The 13,785-nt window shown below is 37.1% G+C and carries 11 protein-coding genes; 3 read left to right on the top strand and 8 right to left on the bottom strand.

The window, feature by feature from the left end; all coding sequences use genetic code 11:
* Positions 1-114: 114 nt before the first annotated feature.
* The 4 genes from ACW2QC_RS19625 to ACW2QC_RS19610 all read right to left on the bottom strand — a co-directional run bounded on the left by ACW2QC_RS19625 (position 115) and on the right by ACW2QC_RS19610 (position 7,421).
* Positions 115-3,069, bottom strand: coding sequence for an AAA family ATPase (locus ACW2QC_RS19625; RefSeq protein WP_457545622.1), 2,955 nt, complete (start codon positions 3,067-3,069; stop codon positions 115-117).
* A gap of 1 nt (position 3,070) precedes the next feature.
* Positions 3,071-4,312 (bottom strand): metallophosphoesterase family protein, encoded by a 1,242-nt coding sequence (locus ACW2QC_RS19620; RefSeq protein ID WP_457545621.1) that lies wholly within the window; start codon positions 4,310-4,312, stop codon positions 3,071-3,073.
* Positions 4,313-5,278: 966 nt separating this feature from the next.
* Complete coding sequence (locus ACW2QC_RS19615) at positions 5,279-6,529, bottom strand: ABC transporter permease (protein WP_457545620.1); 1,251 nt, start codon at positions 6,527-6,529, stop codon at positions 5,279-5,281.
* A complete protein-coding gene (locus ACW2QC_RS19610) occupies positions 6,522-7,421 on the bottom strand; it encodes an ABC transporter ATP-binding protein (RefSeq protein ID WP_457545619.1) in 900 nt (299 codons plus the stop codon). Before ACW2QC_RS19610 ends, ACW2QC_RS19615 begins: the two co-directional genes overlap by 8 nt.
* A gap of 220 nt (positions 7,422-7,641) precedes the next feature.
* Between ACW2QC_RS19610 and ACW2QC_RS19605 the strand changes: the two genes are divergently transcribed.
* Positions 7,642-7,827: a YhzD family protein gene (locus tag ACW2QC_RS19605; RefSeq protein ID WP_457545618.1), complete on the top strand. Its 186-nt coding sequence runs from the start codon at positions 7,642-7,644 to the stop codon at positions 7,825-7,827.
* A gap of 197 nt (positions 7,828-8,024) precedes the next feature.
* Here ACW2QC_RS19605 and ACW2QC_RS19600 read toward each other — a convergent pair whose 3' ends face one another.
* On the bottom strand, positions 8,025-8,795 hold the full coding sequence (locus ACW2QC_RS19600) for an enoyl-CoA hydratase-related protein (RefSeq protein ID WP_457545617.1): 771 nt from the start codon (positions 8,793-8,795) through the stop codon (positions 8,025-8,027).
* Between the two features lie 113 nt (positions 8,796-8,908).
* Positions 8,909-9,271, bottom strand: coding sequence for a YlbF family regulator (locus ACW2QC_RS19595; protein WP_457545616.1), 363 nt, complete (start codon positions 9,269-9,271; stop codon positions 8,909-8,911).
* A 366-nt stretch (positions 9,272-9,637) separates the two neighbouring features.
* On the opposite strand from ACW2QC_RS19595, the gene ACW2QC_RS19590 reads away from it, so the two are divergent.
* Complete coding sequence (locus ACW2QC_RS19590; protein WP_457545615.1) at positions 9,638-10,516, top strand: PucR family transcriptional regulator; 879 nt, start codon at positions 9,638-9,640, stop codon at positions 10,514-10,516.
* 114 nt (positions 10,517-10,630) lie between these two features.
* A complete protein-coding gene (locus tag ACW2QC_RS19585; RefSeq protein ID WP_457545614.1) occupies positions 10,631-11,728 on the top strand; it encodes an ABC transporter ATP-binding protein in 1,098 nt (365 codons plus the stop codon).
* 182 nt (positions 11,729-11,910) lie between these two features.
* Here ACW2QC_RS19585 and ACW2QC_RS19580 read toward each other — a convergent pair whose 3' ends face one another.
* Positions 11,911-12,123, bottom strand: coding sequence for a small, acid-soluble spore protein, alpha/beta type (locus tag ACW2QC_RS19580; RefSeq protein ID WP_457545613.1), 213 nt, complete (start codon positions 12,121-12,123; stop codon positions 11,911-11,913).
* A gap of 179 nt (positions 12,124-12,302) precedes the next feature.
* On the bottom strand, positions 12,303-13,688 hold the full coding sequence (gene fumC / locus ACW2QC_RS19575; protein ID WP_457545612.1) for a class II fumarate hydratase: 1,386 nt from the start codon (positions 13,686-13,688) through the stop codon (positions 12,303-12,305).
* Between the last annotated feature and the right edge of the window lie 97 nt (positions 13,689-13,785).

The raw sequence follows: 13,785 nt of genomic DNA, 5'->3' as shown, positions 1-13,785 counted from the left end.
CTTTTATACCTCCTAAAACACGCTATTTACAGCGTTATTCTATGTCTAAATTTTAACATTCTTAGCATATTTTAGGTTAGGTATTGATAAATTACCTCGAAAAAAATTTACTCTTCAGGGCTGTTCTAAATGGACTATTTCTGCTTGATAAACAGTTTTGATCAGATCCTGTTTACATGTAAACAGGATAACTTGCTGATTTTTAGCAATTTCCATTATTATTTCCATTATTCTTTCTGTCCTACATACGTCAAAATGAACAAACGCATCATCCATAATAAACGGTAGCTGGTGTTTTTTACTCATTACCTCACTTATTGCAATTCTTATTGAAACATACAATTGATCAATGGTTCCTTGCGATAATTCTTTTACCGTGTAGTGGATATCATTTGCCGAAACAACTTGAAAAATTTGTTTACCAGTCGGAGCAAGGATTTGTTTGTACGCATTATTCGTGATGGTGGCAAAGTAATCAGAAGCCTTCTCCATCACCCTAGTCACATATTTATCTTGATAGTCCCGTTTTGTCTCCTTTAACAACTCTTTTGCTGTTTTTAATACTGCCCAATTTCGAGTTAACGACTCCAACTGTTCCTTTTCCATATTACACCGATGCAATGTTTCCGAATACATTACAGACGTTTCCATATTTGTTAAGTCAGCATTTATATCGGCCAACTGCTGACGTTTAACATCCAACTCTACTTCTGATTCTTCTATAGAAGTAGCGTGTTTTTCTTGTATGGTTTCAAGTTCGTGTTCCTGAATCTCTGTATTGATAGCATCCCATTCTGTTTGTGAAAAAAAGGCTGCCAACTGATTGTTTACATCAGCCAGTTTTGCTAGAACGTCTTGCTTTCCTTCCCATTGTGTCGCCCGCTGAAAAAAATCCTCCTCTGTTATTACATTAGCAGCTTCATATAACGTTTCCTGTTCCTTTTCATAAACAAGCATTTTTTGTTTTAGTGAATTCTGCATTTCTATATTTTCCCCAATCCAGTCGTCATATTGCTCAATCAATTCTTTTTTATATCGGAAATCACTGACAAAAGTCTCAAGTATATCCAATTGATCATTCGTTTCAAGTGACGATTCCCAATTTCTTTCCTGGAAAAACCTATTCATAGCAGATTGAAAATCCTGTTGGCTTTCATGCAGAAGTGAACATTGCCGGTCTATTTCTTCTGTTTTCGCATACTGCTTACATACATCATGTAAAGCGTGATAGAATTGCGCCCAATACGAAATGTCTATTTCCTCCAAAAATGGATAGATTTCATATTGTTCATTGATTTGTTGACGTAGACGCGCGTTTTTTATATCCAAAGCATTTCTTCGTTCGGTTAGTTTTATCAATTGGACATCATTTTCCTTCATTTGATCATGAATCTTTTCTAATTTAGCTTCATTATCTTTTTGCATAGCCAGAAGAGTTTCCGCCTTTTCATATTGAGCTTTTGTTATAACTGGAGGTGTTGCTGATGGTGCTTCCTCACTTGTGAGCATCTGCTCCAGCTCATGAATCGATCGTTTTCCCCACAGCCATTGTCCAATCCCGATTACAACAAAAATAAATGTGATACCAAATAAGCTTTTGTTCGGCAACAACCAACCAATCATCCCACAAAGGATTGCTAGGGCAAAACTTGCGATTAACATTGTAATACTTGATTTTTCCTTTTGTTTTTTTATCCTCTGCCATTTTTGCTGTTGTTGCTTGGCATCGTCCATCATAGACTGTCTATATGTATTTTGCTTGTAATTGCGAACCGTTTCATTACATTCACTGACATGCTGGTCTGTTAACAATTGCGAGTCTATTTCTTCCTGTTCTATTATTAATTGATCTCGTTGTTTTTCTGCTATGTGCTTCTCCTGTTCGAGCTGATCTGCTTCTAAACGGAGCTGGCTTGTATTATTGGCAAGCTGATTCCATGTACTTTCGATATGAAACGGTAGCGTTATCCCCGCTAGATCATCAATTGTAACCCCTACATTCAGTTGGTATAACGCTGCTTCTATTTGAAAGTTAACCTTTTTCTTGTCTTCGTAACATTTCTCTAACGCTCTTTTTGCCTCTACATAATTTGCTGATTGTTCGAGTAAATCTTCTGCTTGGTTGTAAACCTCCTGCGCTGCTTGATCCGCTTTTAACTGTTGCTGATTATCTTCGTATTTTTTCTGGTTCCCAATTAATACCGACTGCTCACTTTTCATTGGTAAAAGCTGTTCATTTACAATTTGCATCCGCTTTAATCCATCTTCTGGAAATAGAATAGAAACAGGATATGTAGCTAATTGCTGCTCAAAATTTCGATACTGATGTATAAGTGGTAATGCTTGCAAATGTTTTTCACTCGCAGATAGGTCCATTCGTTCCTGCTGTATGTGGTCTTTTAGCTGTTTAATTTCTATTGTTAAACGATGTGCTTTTTCTTTTTTTTCTCGATAGGTTGCTTCATTTTTTTGTTGCGCAACGGAAGAAGCAACCAATTCATCAATCGTTACAAGTTGCTGATTTATAATTGGCTTTTTTCCATATGGTTTAAAAAGATCAGCTAGTTGTGTATCCAAACGCTTCTCGATTGCATAAACGTTTTTTGAACCTGTCAGACCAATGCTAAGCAAAACATCTCCTAAATCTTCTTCGCCCATCTCTTTTATCCCTGCTAAATCAGTCGCAGAAAATGAGTAAATGGATTGATAGGTTTGCTGTGTCATGCCGTTTAATCGGTCTTTTAACCAAGATTCATCAAAATAGCGACCATCGGATGTATAACAAGCTGCTGCACCATTACGCTTCTCATCAAACCGTTCGATTGTATATTCTCCAAAATCTTCATCAGCAACGTGAAGTCTGCCACCCATTTTCGCACCCGTCTTTGGTCGGTAGAAAGTCCTTTTTTTAGGTGGCAATCCAAATAAGATAAATAAGATAAACGAATGTAGTGTTGATTTTCCCGATTCATTCTCCCCATACAAGCAGGTTAAATTGCTTGTTGAAAAATCAAATGAAGTATCATACCATTTTCCAAAACCGTCAATGGTCGCCCGCATTATTTTCATACTATTCACCCCCGTTATACAAAAGTTCTTTCATAAGGTATTGTTGTGCTTCTTTTTTTATCGCTTCTTCCTCTTCATCTGAAAGACGCGGCAAATACTTCCGAGCCTGTTTATGCTGATACAATTCTTTAACAAAGGGATGAATTGATGTTTGGTCCGCATGTCGTACAAGTTCCCCAAGGAAATGCTCCCCTTTTGCCAGCATTGTATCAGCGAAAGGAGTTGTTATATTGATCGTACACGAGTATATGTAGAACCAATTCGTTTGCTGACAAGCTGATTCATTTATTAGTTCAACGATATCAGTTAGGATTCCATCCGTTTCCCATTTTTGATGTTCGGGATTCGTACTGGACAACGTTAGTGAGACTAAGATTGGTCCGAAATCACGATGTTGTTCAATTAATGCATGTTGAATGGTAATCTCCAATTGATGAGGTTGATTACAGTCAGATATGTTAACAGACACATTTTCAAAACAAAGTGCTTGTAACGGAATAAACGATGTTGTTGCTGTTCCTACTTCATTCAATACAACATGGTAGCAACCTTTTTCACCTGATTCTTTACGGTTGCGCCCTTGGATATTACCAGGGTAGATAACTGGTGGGTTTTCCGACAAAACTTCACGCTTATGTATATGTCCTAACGCCCAATAATCAAAATGTTGTTTGGTTAAATCCGACAGCTGAAATGGTGCATACACATCATGATCTGTATTACTCTGCAAACTCCCATGTAACATCGCGATGTGAAATGGAACGGCATCATTCACCTCCGGATACTCATTCGCTTTGTTATCGTGGACTGCACGATTTTCATAACTAAACCCATAAATTGATGCTAGCGCTTCTCCATTATGTTCATATATGAAATGTTGAATGGTTTCCTGTTGGAAGGAAAATACGTTATCTGGATATGTAATTGGATAATAGTTTCCATTCAGGTAGTCATGATTGCCATAGGAAAGATAAACATTAATATGATGATGTTTTAATTTTTCAAATGCATCACGAAGGCGAATTTGCCCTTTTAAGCTTTGTTTTTCATTATCAAATAAATCACCAACGAGTAGAACAAAGTCAACTTGTTTATTAATTGCTACATTTACTAATCGATCCAGGGCAATAAATGTACTTTCCTTAACTTCTTTAAAAATCGCCTCAGGAATCCGGGCTAATCCCTTAAATGGACTATCTAAATGAAGATCAGCAGCATGTAGGAAAGAGATTTGCTTCGACATTGTTCCCCACCACCTTTTATGTTTATTCTACCAAAGGTTTGAAACGAATGCACGTTCTGGCAAAAAAATTAAAGAAGGATTATTTTCAGCATTAATCCGTTCTCTTTTTTTATTGTAATTAGGATTATATTGGTAAAAATTGGTATGGCTGTTTCCGAAAAATCATTGTTTCTTACACAATAGATATAGAATGCGTCACAGTGACAATTCTTTTTATGACGCTTTCTCTCTCTATTGTAGTTGAGTGGTTGAACTCGCTCCGGCAGAATACTTCGCTTTCCGCGGGAGTTACGAAGTGTTGAACTACTTCATAATAAAGCAAAAAAAGAGCCAAAAGGACTCTTCTATTAAAGTTGCCCAAAAAACATATTTTAAAAAAAGTGTGAGGGGGGACTTGACAGTTTCGTTCATATCAGTCTACGTATTCTGCCTACGCTGGTAATAGTGTTCTGATTATCGAAAGAGGAAAACCATGGAATTTGCGTTACACGGATTTTTACTCCCTTGAACAGAAAGCTATTCTAAGCTGCGGAAAAATGCGAGACTCCAATGGAAAAGGAACAGTCTGAAGACACCAAAGGAAGTGGTTTTCTTCCGAGGAGGCTGAAGCGTTCCCCATGGAAAGCGAGTATTTTTCCGCAGCGCCGGATTAGCACCCATCTTATACATACAGGATGGAAAGAAGTCACACAAATTTAGTGCGTATTTTCTATCAACTGCGAAATAAAATGGAATAAACATTACGAAAACAGACTTATTTTCTGTGTGATTTGCACTGAGAATTATATTATTAAAATAGCTGAAACCTTGGTAGGAGAACATATGTCAGATGTTTTAAAAGTTGCGAAATATATTGTTATTAATGCGCTAGTAAAAGTTGTATTGCAATTCAAATGCTCAAAAGCAGCAATCCAATAGAAAACGCCAAAAGAAAAAGACCACAAGACGTGGCCTTTTCTTAAAAAATTATTCTTTTTTCGATAATTGAATTGCCCGTTTAAAATCTTTCAACGAACTTGATTTGCCGTACATCAACACGCCACCTTTGTAAACGCGTGCGCCAATAATTGCAAACAAAATAATAGTAACAATTAATATTCCTAATGATAGTCCCACTTCCCATGCTGGTACATCTAACATTCCAACACGTAAAAACATAAGCATAGGACTGAAAAACGGAATATATGAACTAATTTTAACAAAACTTGCATCAGGTACGTTTAATCCATACATAGCAATCATAAAGGCTGCAACTATTAGGAACATCATTGGCATCATCAATTGCTGCACATCTTCTATTCTACTCACAAGCGATCCAAGCATAGCAGCTAGTGTAGCGTACAACAAGTACCCCAACACGAAAAATACAATCGCATAAACGAATAGGGATATAGACGCTCCTTCAATTCCAAAGTAGGAGAATATACCACCTGTTAATTCATCCTGTTTAGACGAGATCATCGCATACCCTACGCCGATAATCAAAATAATTTGTGTCATTCCCAATAACGCAATACCAATAATTTTCGCGAACATTTGTGTTACTGGAGAAACACTTGAAATTAAAATTTCCATTACACGAGACGATTTCTCTGTTGCTACATCTTGGGCAATCATTTGTCCATATACCATTACCGTTATATACAATAAAAATAACATGACATATACGATCCCACGTGCCTGGCTAAGTTCCTCACCCGTTTTTGCACTTTTATCCAGAGCAACCGTCTCAAACGTAACAGGTGCATATATTTCCGCTAGTTTCGCCTGATCAATTCCTGCTTGTTGTGTTGCAACGGAGATTTTCAACTGTTGCAACTGCTGTTCAATTGTTGATTGTTCGCCTGTTTCTGTAATCGTATTCGCATAATAAGTTGCTTCTGGTAATTGATCCTCATTTAACGTTAAGATTATTAATGCTTGATATGTTTCATCCTGAACAGCTTCTTTTGCTTCTTGCTCCGATCCATCAAAACTAACTAACTCCATATCATCATTTGCATTTTCCGTACTCTCTTTTAACGTTTCGAACAATTGGCCAGATTCATCTAAGACAGCGATTTCATCTGCACTATCATCAGAGAATATATCCATAATCGATTGGAAGTTTGCAATCGCGAAGATGAAAAGCAAAGAAACAATAGTACTGATTAAAAATGATTTAGTTTTAAACCTCGACATGTACGTATGCGATAATATAATCCAAAATTTATTCATATGAGGCACCCACTTTCTCAATGAAAATGTCATTCAACATTGGTTCCTCAAGATCAAATTTCCGAATGAACCCTTTCCCTTGCAACGCTTCAAAGATGGTTTGGGATACTGCTTCATTTTCAATTTGCAATTCACACCCATCCATTATCTGTTTATATTGCACAACACCGGGATGATTTTGCAAAAATTCAAGCGAAAAGTCAGCATGCACAATCAAATTTTTCTTACCAAATGACCGTTTAATTTCCCGCAATGACCCTTGAACAATTTGTTTCCCTTTATGAAGAATACATAAATGTTCACATAATTCTTCTACATGCTCCATCCGATGTGACGAAAAAACAATCGATGTTCCCTGTTCTTTCAACTCCACCACAGCCTTTTTCAGCATTTCAACATTTATCGGATCAAGTCCAGAAAATGGCTCATCCAGAATAAGCAGCTTTGGTTTATGAAGTACCGCGGAGATAAATTGAATTTTTTGCTGATTCCCTTTTGATAATTCCTCAACCTTTTTGTCCATATATTCCGGTACTTTAAATCGGTCTAACCATCCTGCTAATTCGGTCACTGCCTCATCCTTTGTCATCCCGCGTAATTTTCCGAGATAGATGATTTGATCCCTAACTTTTAATTTTGGGTATAATCCCCTTTCTTCCGGCAAATAACCGATTAGATGGCTTTTATTATAGCCAATTGACTCGCCGTTCCAGGAAATATCCCCTTCTGTAATGTCTAACAATCCAAGAATCATTCGGAATGTGGTTGTTTTTCCCGCACCATTTCCCCCTAGAAATCCGTACATTTCTTTTTCTGGGATTTCCAGTGACAGGTGGTCGACCGCGGTGTGGCTACCAAACCGCTTTGTTACATTTTTTAATGTTAATGTCAAGATACTCTCTCCCTTCCCCATTACGTGTTACGTTTCGTTCTCTAATTTGTTTCAACATTTCTTAACTTTGTTTTTTTTAAGTCAAGTTTGCTTCACAAAGAGTTTACTGTATATTTAGCCCTTTGTGAAGTGTTACTTTACACTTTTTTCTTGGTTAGCAGGATTTTGGTGATTTGTATCGAATATTGTATGTAATGTGACTTCAGGAGGTATCAGAAAAATGCGAACGTACAGTTTGACAGTATTTGAAAAAACTGGTGAAAAGTTGCTTGATGAATCGTTCACAGCAGAAAATGACAATGAAGCAAAAAAAGTAGGCCAAGCTAGGCTGGCTGATGAAGGTTATAGTGAACATACACATCGATGTGTCTCGCCAGAAGCTAAATTAGTTTTATTTCATCGCTAAGGATTAAAACAAAAGCGGGAGCGAACGATGTTGACTTGTCGGACGAGGGTGAAGGGAGTCTCGCTAGTCGCTGGGTGCTGGAGTTGACGTGGCTCGCACTTCCCAAGAACAATTAAAGTCAATTTTATACCTACCTTACCTATGTTAAAAGAGGCTGTTGCATGGGTCTTGCCCATTACAGCCTCTTTCATCACTACTTACTTTCCTGAAAATACTGGCTTTCTTTTTTCCAGAAACGCTTGAACGCCTTCTTTATGATCATCTGTGTTTCGCAGTTCCCATTGTGTCTTTTGCTCTTGTTCCAAATAGTATTGTAATGTTTCTTTACTTCTAGAATGGTACATCATTTTCGTTTTAATCATTGATACTAGAGGTGTCGTTAACAATGTTTTTCCTAGGTTTGTTGCGTGATCGACAACACTTTCCTCAGTAATGATATCGACAAGACCCATTGCTTTGGCTTCTGGTCCATTCACCTGTTTCAATCCCCACGTAAATTGTTTCGCTTTATGTGTACCAAGTCGTTCTTGTAACCAGAAATGTCCACCCCCATCAGGTGCAAGTCCAATTCCGATAAACAGCATACCTAACCGGGATTCACGCTGAGCAATGGCATAATCGGCATTCAAAGCCAGGCTCAATCCTAACCCAACCGCGGAACCTTGTAATGCAGAAATAATTATCTTTGGCATCATGTACAAACGCAAAACAATTTCCTCAATTGTTTTCATGACATCATCAAAGAATTCCTTGTTGGCAAAGTCTTTCATCATCGAAATGTCACCACCTGCACAAAAGGCATTTCCCTTTCCAGCTAAGATAACAATCTGATCATCGTTTTTCTCTATGTCTTTTACCATCTGCAACAATTCTTCTAGCATTTCCTTGTTCAATGCATTGTAACGTTCTGGACGATTTAAGTAAATATATGAAATTCGATTAACACGTTCATGGAAAACGGTACTCACAATAACCCCACCTTTTTATATTTCTATATCTTTTTATTCGCCTTTTATGTGACAAATTCCTGCTAATTTAAAGCACAAAAAAAGACCCGCAAATTGCGAGTCTTTAATATGTATTATTGTTCTTCTTGTTGAGATGGATCGCCATAAAGTTCTTCAAGCGGTTTGGTGATAATCCGACTAACATCATTAATAACCATGTTTAGACGTTGTTCTTGTTCCATTAACTTGGAAATATCCTCATGTTGTTGAACTAATTCAACAACTTGACGTGCTTTTTCTACTTCTTCTTCGGATATGTCCTGTCCTTGCATTTGTTTTTCTTGCAATTCCATTTGGGTGTTACGGAAATTATCAAACATTTGCTTTGCTGATTCATCGCTCATCACGGCATCATATGCTTCTTTCAAATTCTTGAATTCATCGCTTTCTCGAATCGCTTTTTCCAAGTCATATGCACTATCATAAATATTTGGCATTGTATTTCCTCCTTCAACTTTTCACTAAAATAACTATAACAAACGAAATCTTTCATGTATACTATTTTGGTAAATTGCTCTAGTTTAGTGTTTCTTCAAATAGTGCAAATTAGAAGCAAAAAATCGAGGGGCATAGTTTTGAACAGCGGGTTTGCCTATTTCTCAGTTGCCTGCAAGATGTTGATGGTTTTAATAGAAGATACGTAAACACAAGCATTGCCTCAAAATCCGCATCTTACGCAGGAAAAGTGGTTTTCTTTTCTAGGAAGAGATTCACTATTTATCATTTAGTACTCTTTAGTAAATCTTTTTCAACTAACAAGCAAATTGTTATAATAGTATTAAATTTAAAAATGAGGATATATTATGATAAAAAAATTACAAACTATCTTCCCATCATTACGTACACAAGTTCCTGAAAACCAAACCGAAAAAGATAACTACAAGTGGTTTCTGACTCCGGAAAACGAGGTTATCGGAATAAGACAAACAGAACTAACAGAAAAAGATACTACATTACTGGCAGCCTTTTTAACACCTTACAATGTGAACCTGCCACCATTAACAAAAAAGGAACAACAATGGATGCAACAAATTAACGATACTGCTGTGATCTTGTCTAATATTGATGCTTATCGGTTTATTTATTTCACGTTTCCAACTAACAAACTTGATCCTTCCGCTTTTGGAGAGGCAATTTATGAAATCTTCACTAAGCAAGTACCCATTTTATGGGAAAATGATCATAGCGGAATCATAATTGAAGAGCAAATGGAGTCTATTTCCTATGACCAAATTGCCGATGTATTAATGAGTGATCTTTATGTTAAAATTAATTTTTTAGTTGGACCTTATCTAATTGAATTAGCAGATGCAAAGAAATATTACCAAACATTAATAAGTTGTGCCAAAGCATCGATTGATTTTACTAAAAAAGTGGTATTATCATATAGTGATGCGATTCCTCACCTGTTTGTTGATCAAGCTAAAACAAAAATACTAAACACCATCCCTGAAATGATTTTAAAAGAAACTTTCGATGACCATGAACTACTCCAAACAATCGAAACTTTCATCACGTGCAACTTAAATATTTCCGTCACTGCTAAGGAATTATATATGCATCGGAACAGCCTCCAATACCGAATTGATAAGTTCATTGAAAAAACCGGGTTCGACGTTCGGCAATTTCCACAGGCGATGACTGTACAACTTGCATTACTTTCCAAAAAACATAGGGACTAGCAAACATGCACAAAGGGATCGTAAATCTTTGTGCATGTTTGCTATTTCGTCTTTTGAATACGTTTTATACAATAGTCATATGAAAGGGTTTACACAATTTAAGGGGGAATTACAATGGCTGAATTACGTTTAGAACATATTCAAAAATCATATGACAAAAAGGCAATTGCAGTAGATAATTTTAATTTACATATCCAGGACAAAGAATTTATTGTTTTTGTTGGACCATCTGGATGTGGAAAATCAACTACATTGCGTATGATTGCCGGCCTTGAGGAAATCACAGATGGAGAATTATACATTGATGATCAAAAAATGAACGATGTTGCACCGAAAGACCGTGACATTGCAATGGTTTTCCAAAACTATGCATTGTATCCACATATGAATGTTTACGACAATATGGCTTTCGGGTTAAAGTTACGCAAATTTAAAAAAGATGAAATTAAGCAGCGTGTAGACAATGCTGCTAAAATTTTAGGGCTTGAAGCATATTTAGACCGAAAACCAAAAGCACTTTCCGGCGGGCAACGTCAACGTGTAGCATTGGGTCGGGCAATTGTACGCGATGCAAAAGTGTTTTTAATGGATGAACCATTATCAAACTTAGACGCTAAATTACGGGTGCAAATGCGTGCAGAAATTCAAAAACTTCACCAACGCCTGCAAACAACAACAATCTATGTTACCCATGACCAAACCGAAGCAATGACAATGGCAACAAGACTTGTTGTTATGAAAGACGGAATAATCCAACAGGTTGGCGCACCTAAAGATGTTTATGACAGTCCAGAAAATATGTTTGTTGGTGGATTTATTGGCTCACCTTCTATGAACTTTCTGACAGGTAAACTTAAAAATGGACAATTTATGCTCGGTGATCTAGCGATTAAAGTTCCTGAAGGTAAAATGAAGTTGTTGCGTGAACAAGGGTATGTTGATAAGGATGTTATTTTGGGTGTCCGTCCGGAGGATATCCATGATGAGCCTGTGTTTATTGATTCCACACCGGAAACAAAAATAACAGCTGAAATCGATGTTGCTGAATTAATGGGTGCTGAATCTTATCTTTACTCTAAAGTAAATGATCAGGATTTTATTGCCCGTGTTGACTCCCGATCTGACATTAATGGTGGTGAACGAATCGATCTAGCATTTGATATGAACAAAGTACATTTCTTTGATCTAGAAACCGAACAACGAATCCGCTAATTTTCAATTTTCGCGCTGATGTAAAAAACCTCCCACCTGAACGGGGGACGTTTTTTAACCAAATTCTTATGTATAAATCCAACACCTTTGTAAATACTACCATTAAAATATAGAGGGATGTCTTAACAGAGACATCCCTCTATGCTAATGATTAGCGAGTTTCTCACCCACTAAAGCCATACTTATTGTGGTTGTTGTCCTTGCATTTGTTGTTGTGCAGTTGCTACAAGACGTTTTGTAATTTCTCCACCAACGGAACCGTTAGCGCGAGAAGTTGTATCAGCTCCCAAGTTAACACCAAACTCTTGTGCAATTTCAGTTTTCATTTGGTTAAGAGCTTGCTCAACGCCAGGTACAACTAATTGGTTTGAGTTGTTTGAGTTGTTGTTAGCCATGTCTATCACCTCCTGTAATCATATTGTCTGCACATCTACAAAACTTATCACAATTTTTCACTGGTAAATTGTGCTTGCAGGCTCAAAACACCTTCATTACAGTGATTAAAGGAATAAAAAAAGCTCATTCTTTTTGAATGAACTTCTTTTAAACTGCTTTCTAAATATGAAAAGATGCTTTATTTAGGATGTGTCATTTCTTTTGGATTTACATATTGATCGAATTCTTCTTCGGTTAACAACTCAAGTTTCACGGCTGTTTCCTTTAATGTCGCATTATCTTTGAATGCTTGCTTGGCAATTTTAGCTGCATTTTCGTAACCGATATGTGGATTCAATGCTGTTACAAGCATTAATGAATCTGTTAAGTATTTTTCGATTTGTTCATGATTTGGCTCTAACCCTTTTACACAACGTTCATCGAATGAAAGCATACTATCCGCTAACAGTTGGCTTGATTGTAGAAAGTTGTATGCAATGACAGGTTTAAACACATTTAATTCAAAATTTCCTTGGCTCGCTGCAAAACCGATTGTTGCATCATTTCCCATTACTTGCGCTGCTACCATGGTAACGGCTTCACATTGGGTAGGGTTTACTTTTCCTGGCATAATGGAGCTTCCTGGTTCATTTGCCGGTATGGTAAGTTCACCAATTCCACAACGAGGACCACTAGCTAACCAACGTACGTCATTTGCAATTTTCATTAGATCCGCTGCTAATGCTTTTAATGCACCATGCGCATGAACCGTTTCATCATGGCTTGTTAATGCATGAAATTTATTTGGTGCGGAAATAAAGTTCTTCTTGGTAACTTCATTAATTGCTCCACAAACCTTTTCAGAAAAATCAGGATGTGTATTTAGACCAGTTCCAACCGCAGTTCCACCAATAGCAAGCTCTTTCAAGTGGTGCAAGCTTTCAGTGATCATGGTCTCCGTTTTTTCAAGCATACGGTGCCAACCGCTAATTTCTTGTCCTAATGTTAATGGTGTGGCATCCTGCAAATGGGTCCGACCAATTTTTACGATATCTTCAAAAGCATCCATTTTTACTTTTAATGTGTCTTTTAGTGTAGTTAATGCAGGTAGTACAACATCTTCAAGTTTTAAAACAGCGGCAATATGCATTGCTGTTGGATATGTGTCATTTGAGCTCTGTGATTTGTTCACATCGTCATTTGGATGAAGGGTCAATTCACTGCCTTGTTCGTCTAACCACTTGTTCCCTACATGAGCAATCACTTCATTCACGTTCATGTTGGATTGGGTACCACTTCCTGTTTGCCAGACAACTAATGGAAAATGCTCGTCCAATTTCCCAGCAACAATTTGGTCCGCTGCATATGCAATTGCTTCCGCCTTTTGCTTATCCATCAATCCCAATTCGCTATTTGCTTTGGCAGCACTTTTTTTCAAAATCGCAAACGCACGAACAACTTCCTGTGGCATTTTTTCGCCGCCAATAGGAAAGTTTTGTTTACTGCGTTGTGTTTGTGCTCCCCAATATTTATCAGCAGGTACTTGAATTTCTCCAAGTGTATCTTTTTCAATACGATAATCCATGTTGGTGCCTCCCTATGTAAGTAAGCTTTATTTTTTACCTATTATCTATTTTAGTATAGCATGAAAAGCAAAACAATTTATTTGGTACAAAAATAGG

The organism is Virgibacillus sp. FSP13, assembly GCF_054048505.1.
Note: the sequence above shows the minus strand (reverse complement) of the source record. Positions and strands in the feature narration are given on the sequence as shown.